The 18,455-nt window shown below is 64.8% G+C and carries 18 protein-coding genes; 6 read left to right on the plus strand and 12 right to left on the minus strand.

Going from position 1 to position 18,455, the window contains the following annotated elements; genetic code table 11:
- Entirely contained in the window at positions 1 to 1,557 is a 1,557-nt protein-coding gene (locus KQH53_19630) for an acetyl-CoA decarbonylase/synthase complex subunit delta (GenBank protein ID MCB2228895.1), read from the minus strand.
- Between the two features lie 336 nt (positions 1,558 to 1,893).
- On the minus strand, positions 1,894 to 2,640 hold the full coding sequence (locus KQH53_19635; GenBank protein ID MCB2228896.1) for an AAA family ATPase: 747 nt from the start codon (positions 2,638 to 2,640) through the stop codon (positions 1,894 to 1,896).
- A 274-nt stretch (positions 2,641 to 2,914) separates the two neighbouring features.
- Here KQH53_19635 and dnaA point away from each other — a divergent pair, with 274 nt between their 5' ends.
- The 6 genes from dnaA (at position 2,915) to KQH53_19665 (ending at position 9,187) form a co-directional block, all read left to right on the plus strand.
- On the plus strand, positions 2,915 to 4,237 hold the full coding sequence (gene dnaA, locus KQH53_19640) for a chromosomal replication initiator protein DnaA (protein ID MCB2228897.1): 1,323 nt from the start codon (positions 2,915 to 2,917) through the stop codon (positions 4,235 to 4,237).
- 697 nt (positions 4,238 to 4,934) lie between these two features.
- Complete coding sequence (gene dnaN / locus KQH53_19645) at positions 4,935 to 6,050, plus strand: DNA polymerase III subunit beta (protein ID MCB2228898.1); 1,116 nt, start codon at positions 4,935 to 4,937, stop codon at positions 6,048 to 6,050.
- Positions 6,051 to 6,130: 80 nt separating this feature from the next.
- Positions 6,131 to 6,940, plus strand: coding sequence for an alpha/beta hydrolase (locus KQH53_19650; GenBank protein MCB2228899.1), 810 nt, complete (start codon positions 6,131 to 6,133; stop codon positions 6,938 to 6,940).
- Between the two features lie 172 nt (positions 6,941 to 7,112).
- Entirely contained in the window at positions 7,113 to 7,583 is a 471-nt protein-coding gene (locus KQH53_19655; GenBank protein MCB2228900.1) for a MarR family transcriptional regulator, read from the plus strand.
- A 29-nt stretch (positions 7,584 to 7,612) separates the two neighbouring features.
- On the plus strand, positions 7,613 to 8,173 hold the full coding sequence (locus tag KQH53_19660; protein ID MCB2228901.1) for a methyltransferase domain-containing protein: 561 nt from the start codon (positions 7,613 to 7,615) through the stop codon (positions 8,171 to 8,173).
- A gap of 51 nt (positions 8,174 to 8,224) precedes the next feature.
- Complete coding sequence (locus KQH53_19665; GenBank protein MCB2228902.1) at positions 8,225 to 9,187, plus strand: DUF3089 domain-containing protein; 963 nt, start codon at positions 8,225 to 8,227, stop codon at positions 9,185 to 9,187.
- A 98-nt stretch (positions 9,188 to 9,285) separates the two neighbouring features.
- Here KQH53_19665 and KQH53_19670 read toward each other — a convergent pair whose 3' ends face one another.
- From KQH53_19670 to KQH53_19715, 10 genes are all read right to left on the minus strand, one after another.
- Positions 9,286 to 9,489: a hypothetical protein gene (locus tag KQH53_19670; protein ID MCB2228903.1), complete on the minus strand. Its 204-nt coding sequence runs from the start codon at positions 9,487 to 9,489 to the stop codon at positions 9,286 to 9,288.
- Entirely contained in the window at positions 9,486 to 9,863 is a 378-nt protein-coding gene (locus KQH53_19675) for a phage holin family protein (GenBank protein MCB2228904.1), read from the minus strand. Before KQH53_19675 ends, KQH53_19670 begins: the two co-directional genes overlap by 4 nt.
- 3 nt (positions 9,864 to 9,866) lie before the next feature.
- Positions 9,867 to 10,181, minus strand: coding sequence for a DUF883 family protein (locus tag KQH53_19680; GenBank protein ID MCB2228905.1), 315 nt, complete (start codon positions 10,179 to 10,181; stop codon positions 9,867 to 9,869).
- Between the two features lie 246 nt (positions 10,182 to 10,427).
- Positions 10,428 to 11,021: a GAF domain-containing protein gene (locus KQH53_19685; GenBank protein ID MCB2228906.1), complete on the minus strand. Its 594-nt coding sequence runs from the start codon at positions 11,019 to 11,021 to the stop codon at positions 10,428 to 10,430.
- Positions 11,022 to 11,954: 933 nt separating this feature from the next.
- Positions 11,955 to 12,614, minus strand: coding sequence for a hypothetical protein (locus KQH53_19690; GenBank protein MCB2228907.1), 660 nt, complete (start codon positions 12,612 to 12,614; stop codon positions 11,955 to 11,957).
- 10 nt (positions 12,615 to 12,624) lie between these two features.
- The gene (locus KQH53_19695; GenBank protein ID MCB2228908.1) at positions 12,625 to 14,061 is read right to left on the minus strand and encodes a VWA domain-containing protein; all 1,437 of its coding nucleotides are present in this window, start codon (positions 14,059 to 14,061) and stop codon (positions 12,625 to 12,627) included.
- A 137-nt stretch (positions 14,062 to 14,198) separates the two neighbouring features.
- Positions 14,199 to 15,632 carry an RtcB family protein gene (locus KQH53_19700; GenBank protein ID MCB2228909.1) on the minus strand — a complete coding sequence of 478 codons (1,434 nt, stop codon included), beginning with the start codon at positions 15,630 to 15,632 and terminating at the stop codon, positions 14,199 to 14,201.
- 21 nt (positions 15,633 to 15,653) lie between these two features.
- A complete protein-coding gene (locus tag KQH53_19705; GenBank protein ID MCB2228910.1) occupies positions 15,654 to 16,073 on the minus strand; it encodes an archease in 420 nt (139 codons plus the stop codon).
- Between the two features lie 194 nt (positions 16,074 to 16,267).
- Positions 16,268 to 17,086 carry a nitroreductase family protein gene (locus KQH53_19710; GenBank protein ID MCB2228911.1) on the minus strand — a complete coding sequence of 273 codons (819 nt, stop codon included), beginning with the start codon at positions 17,084 to 17,086 and terminating at the stop codon, positions 16,268 to 16,270.
- A 146-nt stretch (positions 17,087 to 17,232) separates the two neighbouring features.
- The gene (locus KQH53_19715; GenBank protein MCB2228912.1) at positions 17,233 to 18,324 is read right to left on the minus strand and encodes an FAD-dependent oxidoreductase; all 1,092 of its coding nucleotides are present in this window, start codon (positions 18,322 to 18,324) and stop codon (positions 17,233 to 17,235) included.
- Positions 18,325 to 18,455 lie beyond the last annotated feature (131 nt).

The following is an 18,455-nucleotide window of genomic DNA, read 5'->3' on the forward strand; positions in this document are numbered from 1 at the left end:
TTAGCGCAGGGTCACCCCGCTGCCGCGCAGGCGCCAACGGGAGAGGGTCTTCTCGATGTAGACGGCGTCCGGGCCGGCCACGCCGGCGGGCCGGGGCTCGCCATACTCGATGTCCTCGTCTTCATCGTACTCGTCGAGGTCCAAAACATGGGCCATGCGCTCCTCGCGCCGCTTGGCGCGCAGGGCTTGCAGCTCGGCAAGCTCGGCCTCCTTGGCCGCGGCGCGCTCGGCCTCGGCCGCGGCCGCCTTGGCCAGCTCTGCCGCCTTGGCTTCCTCGGCTGCCTTCTTGGCAGCCTCGGCCTCGGCCTTCTTGGCCGTCTCGGCGTCGGCCTTGCTCTTGGCTGCCGCCTCGGCCTTGGCCTTGGCGTCGGCTTCGGCGTCGGCCGCCGGAGCGGGCTTGGCCTCGGCCGCCGGAGCGGCGGGGGCCGCAGCCGGAGCAGCGGGGGCCGGCTTGGGCGCGGCCGGCTTGGCCGCCGGCTTGGCCGCCGGCTTGGGCGCGGCCGGAGCGGCGGCGGGCTTGGGCGCGGCCGCCTTCTTCTCCTTGGGCTTGGCGCCGGGGATCAGGGCCGCCTTGGGGCGGTCGGTCTTGGCACGCTCGGCCGCCGGGGCGCGCTCGGCCAGCAGGCCGTCGACGATGCCCTTCATCAGCTTGACCGTCTCGGGGTGCCTGAGCAGCAGGATGTCGGAGCCGGCCAGCAGGCAGGCCACCGCGGCGGCGGTCTCCATGAGGTAGCCGCGCTTCATGGCGTCGCCCAGCTCGGGCGCTTCCTCGCTGCTCTGCTGGGCCTCCTTGGACTTCCAAACCTCGTTGCCCACGTTGTTGATCATGGGCAGGATCAGCTTGTCGTCCTCCTGGACCAGGGCGGCGGCGCGGATGCGCTCCATCACCGAGTAGCCGTACTCCATGCCGTAGCCCAGGCCGCCGGTGGTGGGGTCGATGACCAGCTTGTCCAGGGGCACGCCCAGGTTGCCCAACAGGATGTTGAGCTGCTTGGCCAGGTTCACGTCGATGGGGCTGGAGGAGATGAGCGACTGCTGGTAAGCCAGGGCCGCCGCGCCAACCTGCTTGTGGTTGTCCTCGTCCACCGGGCCCAGCAAGAGGTTCTTGCCGGTGTGATCCTCGGCGATCTTCTTGAGCACCTCGGCGTCCTTGGCCGCGTTGGCGCTGCCCCAAACGATGACCGGCACGTCGACCGCGCCCAGCACCTTGCCCACGACCTCGGAGGCCGCTTCGGGCGAGGCGTCATCGCCGTTGGGGTCGGTGGATTTCAGCTGCACCACGATGGCGTCGGCGCCGAACTCCTCCACGTTTTTCTTGGCCCAGGCGGCGGGATCGGCCAGCACGTCCCCAAAGGGGGCCTTGGCCGCCTCGGGCCAATCCACAGGCTCGGTGTCCCACACCTCCATGGCGATTATGGGCTTGGCCGGCATTTGGCCTTCCCACGTGTGGAAGGGATAACAGGTTTCACCGCCCACGGTGATTGCCTTGTCACCCTTGCCCAGCGTCACCTTCTCGATGGCGCCGGAATATTTTATGGTTGGTATCTCAAAGGCCACGGCAACTCCCTCCAACAGCCACGGGGACAGGGCAATCCCCTGTGAGTGGATATCGGGTTTACTGGCAAACCCTTGTCTAGCGCCCTTTCGCCCCTATGGGCGGGGACCCGGCAAAGCCTAGGCTCCCCATGTCCCAATAGACGAATCAGGCACCTTGTGAGTAACGGTACAATGGCCCGCCAAAAAAATTTGGCACGGGCCAACTACTATCTAGGTGTAAGCGCATACCACCCTAGGCCAAACGCTATACCCTGTCAAGAAAAAACGCATAACCATCTGTAATCCTTCACCAGAGCGGTCAATTTGCCCTGCCAGACCGCTAGGATTTCGATCGGTCTATGCAAGCACCTTGTCAAAGGCCGCGAAAGCCGCCGCGATGGAGGGGCTGTCGTCCGGCAATTGACTGGTAGGCTGGCCCTTTAGGTCGTATTCGGCCAGCTGGGGATCGTCCGGAATGACCGCCAGCAAATTAAGGCCCATGTCCTTGGCCGCCTGCAAAAGCTCCTCGGCGGGCTCGCCGCGCACCATGGTGAGCAGCAGATAGGCCTCGCCCTGGAGCACATTCATTTCCTTGGCCAGCTCGGCCACCCGCTGGGCCGCCTGCAAGGAGCGGCGGCTGGGGTCGCTGATGACCAGGAGCATGTCCACCCGCTGGGTGGTCACCCGGCTGATGTGCTCCATGCCGGCCTCGTTGTCCACCACCAGGTAGTCGTAGTTGTCGGCCAGCTTGTCCATGCACTCGGTGAGCAGATGGTTGGCCGCGCAATAGCAGCCCGCGCCCTCGGGACGGCCCATGGCGATGAGGTCGTAGCCCTTGGTCTCGGCCAGGCACTGGTTGACCCGCATCTCGATGAAAAGATTCTTGGTCATGCCCTCGGACTGGCCCTTTTTCATGTCTTCGCGGGCGTCGCCCAGGGTGCCGTCGAGCTCGAGGCCAAGCACTTCGTTGAAATTACTGTTGGAATCGGCGTCGACCGCCAGCACGGGCGACTTGCCGTGCTCCACCAGCCAGCGCACCAAAAACCCGGCGACGGTGGTTTTGCCCACCCCGCCCTTGCCAGCCACAGCGATCACGTAGGACAAGGCGATCTCTCCCTGTTTTGGTTCCTAAGCTATAGGTAACACCAGCAAAACTATGCCAGGCGTTGCAATGTGTCAAGGTAATTCACCTAAGGCCCCGGCAACCTGTGAAATTTTTGTGGTTGCATGGGGTGGGGGAGTGTCCTTATAGTGGGATATCAACGGCGAAACTCACGGCTTGTATAAAGCAGGGCGTCATGGCGCGCGTCCAGTGGGGTGATGCGTTCGGGTCCGCTAGTCGTTGTTTAATAACATATTGATTTTTAAAGAGGTTATTTTGCCGGATCACGATTTGTGGCCTGGTGTGGCCAGGCATTTGCGCGCTCAGGTGACGCCCCAAGAGTACGATACCTGGTTCGCTCCGCTCAGCATGCGTCTGGAAGAGCAGCAGGCGGTATTCACAGTACCCAACCGCTTTTTCGCGGATTGGATCGGCGACCGCTACGGCGCCATTTTGGGCGAGGCCCTGAGCATGGTCTCCGGCCAGCCCCTGGAGACCGCCTTTGAGGTGGCCCAGGCCAAGCCCGCCCCCCCCGTGAACAACCAGGCCGCGGCCCCTCCCCAGCCCTCGGGGCTCAGCCTGAATCCGGCCTATGTTTTCGAATCCTTCGTGGTGGGCCCCTGCAACGAGCTGGCCCACGCGGCCAGCCAGGCCGTGGCCGAAAATCCGGGCCGCCAGTACAACCCCCTTATGATTTTCGGGGGCTCGGGCCTGGGAAAGACCCACCTGGTGAGCGCGGTGGGCAACTTCATGGCCGGGCACGACGCGGCCAACCGGATCCACTACACCAGCTCCGAGGCCTACTCCAACGAGCTGATCCAGGCGGTGCGCTTCGACGGCATCCAGACCTTCCGCGACAAGTACCGCATGGTCGATTGCCTGGTCATCGAGGACATACAGTTCCTCTCCGGCCGGGAGCGCACCCAGGAGGAGTTTTTCCACACCTTCGAGGCGCTGTTCCAGGCGGGCAAGCAGATCGTATTGACCAGCGACAAGCTGCCCCGGGACATCCCCGGTCTGGCCGGCCGCCTGCGCACCCGCTTCGAGTGGGGCCTGTTGGCCGACCTGCAAACCCCGGACACCGAGACCAAGATCGCCATCCTGCAGCGCAAGGCCGCGGACCGGCACCTGCCCCTGTCGCGCCAAGTGGCATCCTACCTGGCCAAGCAGCCCGAGAGCTCGGTGCGCATCCTGGAGGGCTACCTCAATCGGCTCATGGCCGTGAGCCAACTGCGGGGCCGCGAGGCGGACCTGGAGCTGGCCCGCCAGGTGGTGGGGCCCCTGGCCAACGAGCGTCAGGTGAGCGTGGAGGAAGTCTTCCGCGCGGTGGCCGCTCACTACGGGCTCAAGGTCTCGGACCTGAAAAGCGCGCGCAAGAGCCGCGACATCAGCCGCCCCCGCCAGGTGGCCATGTACCTGGCCCGCCGCCTGACCAACCTCTCCTTCCCGGACATCGGCAAGGCCCTGGGCGGCAAGGACCACTCCACCGTGGTCAAGGGCGTGCAGCGGGTGGAGAGCCTCATGGCCCAGGACCCGGAGCTTACCGACACGGTGCGCGCGGTGGAAAACGCGGTGCGCTCGGGGAGACAGAGGGACTAGGCGGTGGCCTGGCGGTGGAAAAAGGCGGGCAAGGCGGCCGGAGTGGTGGAGAAGCGGAAAGCGAGCGGAGCGGAGGGTGTAGAAATTTTCAGTGCCGGATCAGCTTCTTGAGAGGGTTTTCCACTTTTCCTCCGGGCTCTATGTATTACTGTTACCTTTATAAATCTAGAGTAATAATTCCGTCGTCTTGTGGTTCGGCTCCACCGTATTTGGCTCCCGGGCCGTGCCGGAGCGGGGCGGGGATGATATATAAAACGAGGCCCTGGTAGAGGGTCGCGGCCGTGGGCAGGGGGTTTGAGTAAAAAGGCAAAGGCCTGGGGGAGGCTCCAGGGGTTCACTTTGCTCCCCCCGCCTCGCCAGGTAAGGACCTCCGGGGTCCAAGAGATCAAATAACCCGTAAATATATGGGTATTCTCTCATTTCCCCGCAGGCATCCCCCGGTGATGTTCTGTGAATGAATTGTTCCTAATCGTTATTTTTTGATCAATTCTTCGCGGTAAGGTCTTGTTCTTGTTTCTTTTATTTTAAATGGTCCAGTATTCACATAAAGGTAGGTATTTTAGGGGCCGGTGAATTGCGGCTCATTTCAGGGGGGCGGCTGATAGGCGTGGGATGGGGCGTGTTTAGCTTGCCCTGGCCGCGCCAGTTGGGTTAAGGTAACCAGAGTCCTATATCCTTTGTCAGAGGTGATAGATAGATGGAGCTAACCGTTCGCAAAGAAGAGTTGGTCAAGGGGCTGGCTAAGTCCCAGTCTGTGGTCGAGCGCCGCACCTCCATGCCCATCCTGTCCAACGTGCTCTTGGAGGCCGAGGGGGAAAACCTCACCGTGGCCGCCACGGACCTGGAAACCAGCTTCCAGGGCATCTGCTCCGCCCGGGTGAGCAAACCCGGCAAGGTGACCGTCCCGGCCCGCAAGCTTTATGAGATCGTCAAAGAGCTGCCCGCAGAGGAGATCTACCTCAAGGACAAGGACAACAACTACCTCCACATCTCCGCCGGACGGGCCAGCTTCAATCTGGTGGGGCTCTCCGCCGAGGACTTCCCCAACCTGCCCCAGGTGGAGGACATGCCTTCGCTGTCCATCGCCGGGGAGGTGCTGGCCGAGATGGTGGAAAAGACCATCTTCTCCATCTCCCAGGAAGACACCCGCTTCAACCTGGCCGGGCTCTACGTGCAAAAGCGCAAGAGCGACGGCGAGGAGTATCTGCGCTTCGTTTCCACCGACGGCCACCGCCTTTCCCTGGTGGACCGCTCCCTGGAGGGACTGGAGGGCTTCGCCCTGGACGGCGGGGTGATCATCCCCCGCAAGGGCGTGTCCGAGATGCGCAAGATGGCCGAGGACGCGGAGAGCGTATCCCTGGGGCTCAACCAGAACTACGCCACCCTGGCCTTGGACGGGGCCAAACTGATCCTGCGCATGCAGGAGGGCTCCTTCCCGGACTACGAGGTGGTGATCCCCAAGCTGAGCAAGAAGAACGTGGTGGTCAACCGCCAGGCCTTCTCCGACGTGCTTCGGCGCGTGGCCATCCTGGCCACCGATCGCTTCCAGGGCGTGAAGCTGGACTTCAAGGAAGGCCTCCTCGAGGTGGTGAGCCAGAACCCGGATCTGGGCGAGGCGCGCGAGGCCCTGGAGGTGGACTACGACGGCGACGCCCTGAGCGTGGGCTTCAACGCCCGCTACTTCCTGGATCTCTGCGCGGCCATGAAGAGCGAAGAGATCACCCTGGGCTTCGTGGACGAGCAGCACCCCTGTTTGATCAAGGGCGAGGCCGATCAGGGCTTCCTCAGCGTGATCATGCCCATGCGCCTGTAGGGCGGCTTAATTCAGAGAAAAACGGCGGGGCTCCAAGCGGGGCCCCGCTTCTTTTTGAGCAATACCAGCAAGAGGTTCCCATGCCCTTCGCAAAAGCCAACGGCATAGAGCTTTACTACGAGACCGGGGGAAGCGGCCCCAGGATGCTGTTCATCGGCGGCACCGCCGGGGATCTGCGCCTCAAGCCCGGCCCCCTGGAATGGCCCTGGAGCGATAGCTTCCAGGTGTTGGCCTTTGACCAGCGGGGACAGGGCCAGAGCGCCAAGCCGGACGATCCCTACAGCATGGCCATGTACGCCGAAGACGCCTTCGGCCTCATGGAGGCGCTGGAATGGGGCCCCTGTCCGGTGGTGGGCTACTCCTTCGGGGGCATGGTGGCCCAGGAGCTGGCCATCCGGCACCCCGAGCGGCTCAGCGCTCTGGTGCTTTGCTCCACCACCAGCGGGGGCTCAGGCGGCTCGTCCTATCCCCTGCACGAGGTATTTAGCCTGCCCCTGGAGCAGCTCGTGGCGCGCATGCTGGAACAGACCGACCGGCGCCACGACAAGGCCTGGCAGGAGGCGCACCCCGAGCAGTGGCAAGAGCTGGTCAAGCTGACCACCGGCCGCATGAGCCTGGCGGTTCAGGACCCGGCGGGGGCCTTGGGCCTGGAGCGGCAGCTGGAGGCGCGCAAGCACCACGACACCTACCAGCGCCTGGGGGGCATCGAGCTGCCCACCCTGGTCTGCGGGGGGCGCTTTGACGGAGTGGCCGATCCATCGGCCCAGCAGGCCATGGCCGAGGCCATCCCCGGGGCCAAGTTCATGTCCTTCGATGGAGGGCACCAGTTCTTCTTGGAAGACCCTACCGCCTTTGGAGCCATGGTGGATTTCATGAAGGCGGCTTCCTAGCGGCGGGCTGAGCGAAAGCATCCTTGTCCGGGGGTGTCCCGTGGGGGCGCTCCCGGCTTTTTTGGGCCACAATTTATTTGACAAGTTTGTTGTCATTATGACAATACTGTTGTCATAAATCGAAAGGGCGCGGGATGAAGCATTCAGCCAGTTGCATGCAGGCGGAGCGGCCATGAGCCGGCGGGTGAACGCCACGGGGCGCGAGCTGCACGATCTGTTCGAGGAGGTCTTTCACTTGCAGGCCGTTTTGGCCACGGTGGTGGACCTGGTGCACGAGGAGGCCGGGCTGGGCTCGCCCCAAAAGAAGGTGGCCGAGATACTGGCCCGGCGGGGGCCTTCCACCGTGCCAGAGGTGGCCGCCGAGATGGAGGTCTCGCGCCAGTTCGTGCAGACGGTGTGCAACCGCCTGGAGGAGCAAGGTCTCATCGTCTTCGGCCCCAACCCCCGCCACAAGCGCTCCCGCCTGGCCGCGCTGAGCGAGGCGGGCCGGGCCACCCTGGATGAGGTGTGGCAACGCGAGGGGGAGATCATCAAACAGGCCATGCCCAAGGTGGCGCGGGAGCCGGTGCTCTCGGCCACCGATACCCTGCGCCTTTTGGCCGAGAGCCTGCGAGGGGCGCTGGCCGACAAGCGACTGACCTGAGCGCCGGCGGGCTGCGAAAGGACCGGATCATGGACAACACCCACGTTTGCCCCTGGTGGCTGGCCTACACCTTTGACAATCCCCTGCGCCGCCTGGTGCACGACCCGGCCAAGCTGTTCGGGCCTTACCTCGGGCCGGGCGGGAAAGCGGCGGACATCGGCTGCGGCATGGGCTATTTCAGCCTGGGGCTGGCCCGCCTGGTGGGGCCCACGGGGCGGGTCTACTCCCTGGACTTGCAAGAGCAGATGCTCAATAAGGTGCGCTCGCGGGCAAAGCGGGCCGGCCTGGGCGAGCGCATCGATACGCGGCTGGTGACCCCCGGCAGCCTGGGCGGCGAGGAACTGGCCGGTCGGCTGGATCTGGTGCTGACCTTCTGGATGCTGCACGAGGTGCCGGACCAGGAAAGCTTCATGGCCCAGGTAAAACAATTGATCAAGCCGGGCGGGGTGTGGTTCCTGGCTGAGCCGCGTATGCACGTTTCGGCCGAAGATTACGCGGCTTCCCTGGACAAGGCGCGCTCGGCGGGTTACAAGCCATTGGCAGAGCCCAAGGTGGCCATGTCGCGGGCCACGGTTCTCGAGGTGTTATAGTAACGCCTTCTGCCGAACCCAACCTGAACCGCACGCACGGAAAGGGGAGCCATGAAACTCAAACGGATAAGAGCCCTGCTGGCGGCCATGCTCCTGGCCGTCTGCCTTGCCGCTATGGCCCAGGCCGCCGGGCCGGATTACGCCTCTGACTACAACTGGACCATCCGGGAGGCCAAGCCGCTCAAGGCTTACGACGTTTTCTACGTGCACCCCACCACCTACGGCGACACGGCGGACGGGCTGAACCAGTCCCTGGACAACAAGAAGGTTCGCGCCGCCACCGAGGCCACCACCCGCCAGCAGATCGGGGCGTACAACGCCAGATGCAACGTGTTCGCGCCGCGCTATCGCCAGGTGAGCATCAAGGTGTTGGGCATGAAGGAGGCCGAGGGCGAGCCCTACAAGCAGATCGCCACGGACGATGTTTTGGCCGCCTTAAAGTACTTCTTGAAAAACCTGAACCAGGGGCGGCCCTACATCATCGCGGCCCACAGCCAGGGCTCCATGATCACCCTGCGCCTGCTCAAGGCCCATCGCGATCTGATCAACGACAAGAAGCTCATCGCGGCCTATCTGCCGGGTTGGACCTTCACCGACGCGGACCTGAAGGCCATCAAGCTGCCCTTTGCCCAGAGCCCCACCCAGACCGGCTGCGTGCTGGCCTGGAACACCATCGCCCAGGGCGGCAAGTCCCCCACCCTGTTCGCCGGTGCCCATTGCATCAATCCGCTGTCCTGGAGCACGGACCACAAGGAACAGCCGGCCAGTAAAAACATCTACGCCCTGATCGACATGGGCGACGGCACCACCAAGAAGATCCCCCACTTCACCTCGGCCAGGATCGGAGACAACGGCGGGCTGATCATCCCGGTGCCCTCCATCGTGGACCAACTGAACATGTCCATGGGAGCGGGGGTGTTCCACCGCTACGATATCGATTTCTTCTACGGCAACATCGCCCAGAATGTGAACGATCGCTGCGTGGCCTGGCAGAGAAAGCAGCCGGCGCCCTGACCTGAAGCGCGATATTAAGGTTTTAATATGAAACGGGCCTCCCGACTTGGGTCGGGGGGCCCGCCTCTTTTGAGGTTAACCGCGCCTGGGCGGGTGGCTCAGCCGGTTTTTTGCTCCCCGCGCCGCTCCCACAGGGCAGCCACCACCCGCCAGGCCATGAGCCCTAGGTGGAGCGCTTGGCGCGCGGCGTCCAATGTGCGGCCCAGGTCTTTCACCTGGTCCCCCAGGCGCAGGCGCAGGATGTCCGACTCGCCTTGCAGCGCGGCGGCCCTTATCTCCAGTCGGCGTAATGCGCGGCTCATAGCGCCTGCTGGTCCTTGTAGAGCTCGGCCAGGGTGCGGGAGAAGGGCGGCTCGGAGTGGTTGAGCTGGGAGCGCACCACCAGGAAGCAGGCCAAGGCCCCGATGAGAAACACCAGGGCGATGATGGCCGCCGCCGGCCAGCGCCAGGCGGGCGGCGCGGCGTAGATGACCGCCAAGGCCGCCAGCACCAGACCCACCATGCCCAGGAGCAGCCCGGCCCCGCCCCACAGGAACAGGCTTAAGGCCTTTACCCGCTCCTCGCGAAGCTCCAGGGCGAACAGCTCCACCCGGTTGCGCAAGAGGGCCACGCCCAGGGAGGAGGCCCGCCGGGCGCTTTTGGGAGCCTCGGCCAGAAGGTTTATCAGATCCAACATGCCCTAGCCCCGGCGGTTGGTCATGAGCAGGGTGAGGAGCATACCCGCCCCGAAGGCCATGCCCAGGGAGACCAGGGGATGGTCCTTGACGTGCTCCTCGGCCTTATGGGCCATCTCCACGACCTTCTGGTCCAGCTCATGGTACTTGTCGCGGGCCTCTTCCAGGCTCTCTTCCAGCCGCTCCTTGGCCTCCAGGGCCTTGTCGTCCAGCTCGCCATGCAACGACCCCAAGAGCCCCTCCGCGTCGGAGATGATCTTCTTGAAATCCTTGGCCAGCCGATCCTTGTCTTTTTGCAGGTCGCTCTTGGCCTGGGTCATGGGCGGTTCTCCTTGCCTCCCGGCAGCGGTGCCGGGCGCTTGCCAATTACTCGTTTGTATTTCCTATTTATCCATTGTGAGAAAAGGCGGGTCCAGAAGGCAAATTTTTTCCCCAGCTTTTTCACGGGGCGCGGGGGTTCCGCCCGGCCCTCCCGGTCCAGTCCCGGGGCCGTGAGGGTCCGGTCCGGGCCGCCTCCCGCCTGGGGAGTCCGGCCCGGCCGAACCGGTTATGCGCCTGAGTTGGGCCTACTCGTGCAGGGTCCGGCGAACCGGCTTGATGGGAGGCCGCAGGCCCTTGAGCTCCTCGATGGAGCGCTTGTAGGCTTGGGACACTCGCATGTTTTCCAGCACCAGGGCCAGCATCAGGGCCACCGCCTGCACGAAGGTGATCTCTTCCAGGGTGAACTCCCAGGGATCGCTGGTGTAGAGGCGCAGCACCCCCAGCGGCTTGCCCCTGAGGACCAAGGGCACGCTGAGCAGGGATTCGATGCCCTCCACCACCGCCTCGGCGGGGTATTGCAGGCGGGGATCGTCGCACACGTTGAAGATGGCCACCGGTCCCTCTTGCAGGGAAGCGGCGATGGAGCGGCTCGCGTTGATGGGGCCCTTGTTCAGGTAGTAGTCGCTCAGGCCCTGGGACGAGGCGATCTCCAGCTTCTTGCTGCGCCGGTTCAAGAGCATAAGGGCAGCGCCCTTGAGCCTCAGGTTGGTGGTCAGGAACTCCACCGCGGCCCGCGAGGCGGTCTCCAGGTTCTTGGCCGAGGAGATCAGATCGCAAAGCTCGCCCAGGGTCTGGTAGTTGAGCTGGGCCGGCGGCACTAGACGCGCAATCTTGGGCATGACGTTACTCCTTTGCTTGGCGGGTTGCGGAGTGCGGCCGGATACAAGCGCAAGGGTTGCGGTCGAACGAGGGAATGGGACCTGGAGGCTCGGACGGGAGGCAACGGCGGAGTTCGGGTGGAAGGTTGGCCCGGGGCCTGACCCCAGGCCGGGCGGGATTCCCACGGTTCTTGACTCCGTAATTAAATTATCCCGAGAGCGTTGCCCGATGGTCAAGGGCGTTGTGGCGGCTCGTTCCATCCCGGCCGTTTGGCCTTGCGGCCCAGGGCATAAAGTGCTACCAAAAGAGTAGGCCCGTTTCGTGCTCACGCCCCATCCGACGGACCGAATCCTGCACAGGTTAGTTAGTAAGCGCTATCGCCATAACGGAAAAAAAGCGGCAGCTGGATAGCCATAAATAATGTAGTTGCGGTTCGTTCCTGGCATGACGCATCCGCATCATAGTTATCGATACCATACGTCCTGCCGCCGGGGGTCGCAATCGGGGAGTAGAGACAAACATATTGAATATATTTGAAAATTGTTTACATGATCGATAAAAATTATATAATCTATGGATAAACAAACGAAACATATGAACGGCCTATAGTTGTTTAAGATTTTTCAAGCGGCCAAACTGAAAGTACTCGTGAGGATTTTTTGATGATGGATTGCGTGGCTTGCTCCATGGAGGCAATCTAAGTGCGGGCTAAATTACTAATTTTAATGTTTTTTGCTGCCGTCTGCTTGTTGGGCGGGGTTTTTGTGTTTCTGTGGGCGGTAAACAACTTCCTGTCCGGCCTCACCCTGGAGGCCCTGGCCCTTTCGGTGATTTTGGTGGTGATGGGCGTGGGCTTCGCGTCCGCGGCCAGGAACAACCGGCAGCACATGCGCTGAGCGCCCCCGCCTTCCCCTTCTTCCCCCGGCGCACCTCTCTTTTTTTAGCGGCGCCTTTTAATATTGAAAATTTTGGCAGGGCACCAGGGTGGCCAGCTCGTCCCACTCCACGTCGGCGGTGAGGAAGGGCGGCAGGTCCATCAGCGGATGGTGCTTGTGCCGGGCCTGGTTCAGCTTGGTGTTCAGCATCATCTTGTTCAGGTGCCAGGGCAGCATGAGTTGGCGGTAGTTGGAGCCGTAGTCACTTATGTCGCGGGGCGCGCCCGAGCACTGGATGGTGATGTTGAAGGGGCTTAGCGGCGGCAGATCGGCCATGCGGAACTCCACCACGTAATTGAAAGCGCCCTCGGGCTCGGCCGCCGCGGCAAGATCGAAGGGCCGGGGATCGAAGGCGCCGGGGTGGGCCTGTTGCTTGCAGCCCGCTCCGGGCGAGCCCGGCGGGCACTGGAAACCGCTGATGGCCACCCAGTTCTTCTGGCTCCGGTTGGGGCCGCCCTTTTCCGGGAAAATCAGCTCGATGTGGAACTTGGCGTCGGTGTAGCAGGAGGTCATGGCGTTGCCCGCCTGGCTATGGGTGGCCGCCGGGTTCTTGGGGCGCAGCTTGATGGTGCCGTCCAGCTGCACCCGCAGGCAGCGCTCTTCGGCCAGGGCCAGGGCCGGGGCGGCCAGCATGAGGCACAGGGCCAGGGCGATGATTGCATGGAGCGCGCGCGTCATGGCGTCCCCCCTATAGCCCCGCGTCGAAGATGACGGTCTTGCCTTGGCTCACCTTGATGCCCTCGCCCACCGGCAGGGGCTCGGTCATACCCTTTTGCAGCACGTATAGGTCGTAAGTGCCCGGCGGCACGGCAAAGGCCTTCCACAGGGGGAAGTCGTTGTCAAAGCGCCGCCGCACCTGCAACAGGGGCTGGTCGCTCCCGGCCGGGTTGAGGTTCCAGCCAGTGACCCCGGGGGCCTTCTTCAGGGCGATGCCGCTGTCCAGGGTGGCGGTGGCGGTCTGGCCCGCGGTTACCTTCAGGTCCTTGGCCACCACGGTGGGGGCGGGGCTCTGGGCGTAGTGCAAACGCAGGGTCCACTCGCCCGGGGGCACCGGGCGGGTCTTGAACAGATAGTAGTCGTTGTTCTTGCTGTCGTGGGTGACAAAGGCCTTGCCGGTCTTCTGGTCCACCAGGCTGACCCCGCTCACCGCCTTGGTCAGCTCCTTGGCGATGTTGATCGCCACCGCGCCCAAGGCCACCTCGGTGACCTCGCCGCCCTTGACCTCGTAGACCCCCACCACCGCGTCGTCAGGCTTGCGGTAATTGGGGTTGGCGAAGGAGAGCACCACCTGGTACTCGCCAGCCAGGAAGGGATGCTCCCCGGCCACGCTCTTGGTGTTCTTGAGCAGCTTGTTGTCCTTGACCCGGATGATCTTGAGCCCGGCCAGGCTTTTCACCGCATCGGCGGGCACCGTGACCTTGAGCTTGCCCAGGCGGCTCTTGGCCTTGGTGGTCACGGTCTTGGCCGCCTCCACCTTGACCGCCACCTCTTTCTTCACCGCCTCCAAAGCGGCCAAGAGCCCGGCCGCGTCATTGGCCGAGAAGTACTTGCCCCCGCCCGCCGAAGCCAGGCACTCCAGCTGGGCCTTGCCCTTGGCGTCCACGTCAAAGCCCACCACTTGCAACACGAACTTGACGCCGCTGGCCTTGAGCGCCTTGACCACCCCGCAGGGGTCGGCGTCGCAGGTCTCGATGCCGTCCGAGACCAGCACGATGGTGGTCTCGTTCTCCTTGGCCTTGAGCATCTGGGCGGTCTGCTTGATGGAATCGGCCATGGGCGTCTTGCCCTTGGGGCTCAAGGCCGCGACTTTCTTGAGCAACGCCGCGCGGTCGGAGCTGCCCGGCGCCACCAGCACCTCCACGTCGGCGCAGTCGCCCTTCTTGCGGTGGCCATAGGCCACCAGGCCCAGGCGCACCTCGGCCGGGAGGGCGGGCACCGCCTTTGCCATCACCTCCTTGGCAACGGCGATCTTGCTCTGTCCCCCGGCCTGGCCCCACATGGAGCCCGAGGCGTCCAAGATGAAAACCACCTCGGGATAGGCGGGCTGGCTCGCGGCCGAGGCCAAGGGGGCGGCCAAGAGCATGGCCAGGGTGAGCAGAAGGGTAAAGACGGTGGTCTTGCGCATGGGGCGGCCTCCTTGGGCATGAGGGGGCGTCGTTGAAGATCGCGGGTCCGCGAAAAGCGGCGGCAATATGGCCCGCCGGCGCGGCCTGAACCAATGTAGCATAGCCAGTCGGGATTTTGGGGAGCTTTGGGGCCGCTTCAGCCCTTGACCACGGCCAGGGGGCGGGTCTTGGCCACCAGGGTGGCGATGCCGCTGTGGTGCATCACCGATGCCACTTGGTCGATGTCCTTGTAGGCCTCGGGCATCTCCTCGGCCAGGGTGCCCCCGCTGGCCGCGCGCACCACGACCCGCTGGGCGGCCAGCTCGGCCCGGAGGTCGCGGCCCCGGGCCTGCTTCTTGGCCTGGGTGCGGCTCAGCGCCCGGCCCGCGCCGTGGGCCGCGCTGGCAAAGGTCTCGGCCATGGCCTTGGCGGTGCCTTTGAGCACGTAGGAGGCGGTGCCCATGTCGCCGGGCACCAAGACCGGCTGGCCCACCCGGGCGTAGCGGGCGGGCAGGTCGGGGTGGCCCGGACCCAGGGCGCGGGTGGCCCCCTTGCGGTGCACGATCAGCTCGCGCTCTTTGCCGCCCACCACATGGCGCTCGCGTTTGGCCACATTGTGGGCCACGTCGTAAACCAGGCCCAGGCCCAGGTCGGCGGGGCCCAGCCCCAAGACCCGGCCGATCACCTCGCGGCAGGCCTCGCTGAGCAGCTGGCGGTTGTTGAAGGCGAAGTTGGCCGCCGCGGCCATGGCCGCCAGGTAGTCGCGGCCCACCGGGCTCTCGGGCGGGGCGGCGATGAGCTGGCGGTCGGGCGGGCGGATGGCGTCGGGGTCCTTGGCCAGGCGCTGGAGATAGTCGCCGCAGACCTGGTGGCCCAGGCCCCGGCTGCCCGAGTGCAGCCACAGGACCAGCATTCCCGCCTCCAGGCCGAAGGCTTGGGCCGTGGGGGCGTCGAAGATCTCCTGCACCACGGCCAGCTCCAGGAAGTGGTTGCCCGCCCCCAGGGTGCCGGCCTGGCCCAAACCTCTTTTGACCGCCCGGTCACTAACTGTGGCGGGGTCAGCGCCGGGCAAACAGCCCCCGGATTCGCAGAACTCCAGGTCCGCGCGGGTGCCTCGGCCGTGGCTCAGGGCCCAGGCGGCTCCCTGCCTCATAACCTTGCTAAGTTCTTTTTCTGAAAGCTTTTCTCTGCTGCCCACCCCCACTCCGGCGGGCACCTTGGCCAAGAGGGCGTCGGCCAGGGCGGCGAGGCGCGGCTCGCCGAGATCAGAGGCGGCCAGCTTGGAGCGCAGCAGGCGCACCCCGCAGTTGATGTCATAGCCCACCCCGCCCGGCGAGACTATTCCGACCCATGGGTCAAAAGCCCCGACCCCGCCGATGGGGAAGCCGTAGCCCTGGTGGGCGTCGGGCATGGCCAGGGCCGGGCCCACAATGCCGGGCAGGGAGGCCACCCCCCGGAGCTGCTTCAGGGTGCCGTCGCGTTCCAGGGCGGCCAGGAGCTCCCGGTCGGCATAGACCACCGCGTCGGCCAGCATGCCCCCGCTCCGGGGCAGCCGCCAGCGGCAGTGGTCTATCTTCTCCAGGGATGACATGGGTGTTTCAACCTGCCGGAATCACACGTCCAATATGACCTGGCCCCGCCAGCGGCCGGCGTGGGGCTCCACCCCGGCCTGGTGAAAGGTCACCGCCTTGACCGGCTCGCCGGGTCGGTGGGCCGCCGCATCGGCCGGGATTACCCCCAGGCGGGCCTCCAGGGATTCGGCTGAAATATCGACTACCTTGGCCGCCACCACCAGCATGGCCTCCGCGTCCCAGAGGTAGACCACCTCCGAGAGCAGGGCCACCAGCAGCTCGGTCTGGTCGTTGCCTGTGGCGCGGAAGGGCAGCCAGGTGATGCGCCCCTCGCGGGGGCCGCGCACCATGAGCTCGGCCAGGACCACGGGGGCGGACTCGAACAGCTCGGGCAGGGTGTCGGCCTCCACCCACAGCCCCAGGTCGGCGGTGTGCCCGGCGGTTCCAGACCGGTGGGTCATAATATTAGCCGCCTTTCGCCCGCAACGAAATGACTGATGGGTCAAACACGGTTCCGTGCACCATGTCTTCTCTGAGCGCCGTTGGCTCGCAACCCTGCGGTATTGCAAAACAATGGGTTAGGCCGCTAAATGTATACTTTATCAGCAAAAGCACCTAACCCACTGTTTAGCAATCATATAGCCTGCGAGGTGGCTTAACGCCAAGTGACCCGCAGGGGCTTGCGCGGCGGGATGCGCTGATACTCGAACTTGGGCACGCCCAGCATCATGGCTCCGAAGGGGACCATGCCTTCGGGCAGGTCCAAGGCCTTTTTCAGGGGATCGAAGACGTTGGCCGCCCGGTTGAAGTAACCGGCCCAGCAGCCGCCCAGGTCCAGGCCAAAGGCGGCCAGCTCCAGGTAGGTTAGCGCGATGACGCAGGCCGGCGGGGCGTAGGGGTTGGCCTTTTCGGCGTAGGCAATGGCCAGGTGGGGAGCGCTTCTAAGGATGCGGTCCTCGCCATTGTCCCAGGCATCCACCACCCGGTCCATGTGGATCGGCCCGGCGATCTCGGGGTGGTTCTTGATCATGAAGCGCATCCAGTCGGCCACCAGCCCGGCCAGCTCGCCCAGCTTTTCGCGGCCGGAGACCACCAGCCAGTGGACCGGCTCGGCGTTGTGGCCGCTGGGGGCGTAGCGGGCCAGCTCCAGGAGGCGCTCGATGGTGGACTTTTCCAGGGGCTGCTTCTTGTAGCAGCGGATGGAGCGGCGGCCTTTGATCAGGCGGCTAAGCGAGGGTGGGCTGGGCATCTCGCCTTCCAGGGGGGCGCACTGGTTGGGGCCGATGCCGTTCCAGGTGAGCGCGCCGGTGGGGCAGACGGCCAGGCAGTGGCCGCAGGAGAGGCACAGCTCCTCGAAGCCATCCACCGGGGCCGGATAGCCCTCCTCGCCGTTCATGGTGATGATCTGCGCGGGACAGTCCAGGGCGCAGAGGGTGTCCTTGGTGCATTTTTCGGTGTCTATGGTGATGCCCATTGTCGCTCCTTCAGCGGGTGGATGGGGGGCTGGTGACAACCCCAGAATATCACCCGGCCCGGCCAAAAACCATACGGGGCGGGCCTTGGCGGGCGCGGGAACGGACCGGGAGCGGCTGGGCACCCCAAAAAGGTGTTTGTGGCGGGTTATGCGCGCGGCGCCGCTGCGGCCGCCCGCTCGGCGCTGGCCAGGGCGCCTTCCAGGTAGCCGCCCAGCTCGTCCGAGGTTTCGGTGCCCAGGAACCAGACCAGCCCGTCCCAGATATGGGTCTTGCCGGCGGGCGGCTGGTACAGGGGATGTTCGCGAACCGGCCTTTGGTCATATTCCGTGGCCGTGAACTCCTCCCGTGCCCAGTCCTGGTAAAAAACCGCCTCGGGCTGCCCGGCCTCGGGTCCATAAAGGAGTTGGAGCTGCTCCAGGATGGCCTGCGTCAGTGCTTCCTGGTTTTTGCGCTGTGACGCCGGGAAACCCAGGAATCCGGTGAGGCCGAAGGGTTGGCCGCTGTGGTTGGAGCCGTCGTGGATCTCGCCCAGGGGGCCGTGTTCGCTGAAGGCCTGTCCCGAGAGCCCCGCGCGCCGCCAGGGGGCCTGGCCGTAAAGGGCGAAGAACTTGGCCTGCCCGGCCATCCAGGTGATGGTCCCCAGCATGGCCTGGGTAAGCTGGTGGGACAGCTCGGGCGTAAAGAGGATGCTGGCCGCCGCCAGGCGGGGAGGCAGGGCCAGGAAGACCCGCGACGCCAGGAACCGGCGGCGGGGCTCTTGCCCCAGGACGCCCACGCTGACCAGGCAAGCGCCGCTCTTTTTCTCTATATGACAGACCGGGTGCTTAAGGAGGATGGCCTGCGGGGGTATCGAGCGGCGCAGGCCCTCGATCAGGGAGATCATGCCCCCCTCGATGCGCCAGCCCTCCGGCTCCATGGGGTAGCCGGATATGGTGGCCACCCGGCCGTCCGGGGCCTGCAAACGACCGTAACCGGCATCGTATTGGGGGTAGGCGGCCAGGCCCAGCTCCCGGACCAGGGCGTTGATGCGGGGGTTTATCTCCGGCCAGTACCAGGAGGGGCCCAAGTCCGGGAAGTAGCCCCGGTGCTCGGGGCTCAGAATCCGGCCCCCGACCCGCTCCCGGGCCTCCAGCACCAAAAAGGGTTCTCCCCTTTGGGCCAGGATGGAGGCGGCGTGGATGCCGCTCAGCCCCGCCCCGATGATTAGCGTGGCGACATTTTGGATTGGCGTGGGCAAGGTGTTTCCGGCCGGGATCTCTACCGGCGGGGGCCGCTGGGGCGCCGCGAGCAGAAAAGGGTTTTTGCGCAAAGGCGGCACAAAGGCCTGCTGTTTTGGGGCGATTGAAGGGTAGCACCGAAGAGCAGAGG

Source organism: Desulfarculaceae bacterium (assembly GCA_020444545.1).
Taxonomy (GTDB): Bacteria; Desulfobacterota; Desulfarculia; order Desulfarculales; family Desulfarculaceae; genus Desulfoferula.

Bases quoted from the DNA above. Each gene is read 5' to 3' on its own strand.
- dnaN (MCB2228898.1), top strand. From the start codon at position 4,935: ATGGAGCTAACCGTTCGCAAAGAAGAGTTGGTCAAGGGGCTGGCTAAG.
- KQH53_19650 (MCB2228899.1), top strand. From the start codon at position 6,131: ATGCCCTTCGCAAAAGCCAACGGCATAGAGCTTTACTACGAGACCGGG.
- KQH53_19655 (MCB2228900.1), top strand. From the start codon at position 7,113: ATGAGCCGGCGGGTGAACGCCACGGGGCGCGAGCTGCACGATCTGTTC.
- KQH53_19660 (MCB2228901.1), top strand. From the start codon at position 7,613: ATGGACAACACCCACGTTTGCCCCTGGTGGCTGGCCTACACCTTTGAC.
- KQH53_19665 (MCB2228902.1), top strand. From the start codon at position 8,225: ATGAAACTCAAACGGATAAGAGCCCTGCTGGCGGCCATGCTCCTGGCC.
- KQH53_19670 (MCB2228903.1), bottom strand. From the start codon at position 9,489: ATGAGCCGCGCATTACGCCGACTGGAGATAAGGGCCGCCGCGCTGCAA.
- KQH53_19675 (MCB2228904.1), bottom strand. From the start codon at position 9,863: ATGTTGGATCTGATAAACCTTCTGGCCGAGGCTCCCAAAAGCGCCCGG.
- KQH53_19680 (MCB2228905.1), bottom strand. From the start codon at position 10,181: ATGACCCAGGCCAAGAGCGACCTGCAAAAAGACAAGGATCGGCTGGCC.
- KQH53_19685 (MCB2228906.1), bottom strand. From the start codon at position 11,021: ATGCCCAAGATTGCGCGTCTAGTGCCGCCGGCCCAGCTCAACTACCAG.
- KQH53_19690 (MCB2228907.1), bottom strand. From the start codon at position 12,614: ATGACGCGCGCGCTCCATGCAATCATCGCCCTGGCCCTGTGCCTCATG.
- KQH53_19695 (MCB2228908.1), bottom strand. From the start codon at position 14,061: ATGCGCAAGACCACCGTCTTTACCCTTCTGCTCACCCTGGCCATGCTC.
- KQH53_19700 (MCB2228909.1), bottom strand. From the start codon at position 15,632: ATGTCATCCCTGGAGAAGATAGACCACTGCCGCTGGCGGCTGCCCCGG.
- KQH53_19705 (MCB2228910.1), bottom strand. From the start codon at position 16,073: ATGACCCACCGGTCTGGAACCGCCGGGCACACCGCCGACCTGGGGCTG.
- KQH53_19710 (MCB2228911.1), bottom strand. From the start codon at position 17,086: ATGGGCATCACCATAGACACCGAAAAATGCACCAAGGACACCCTCTGC.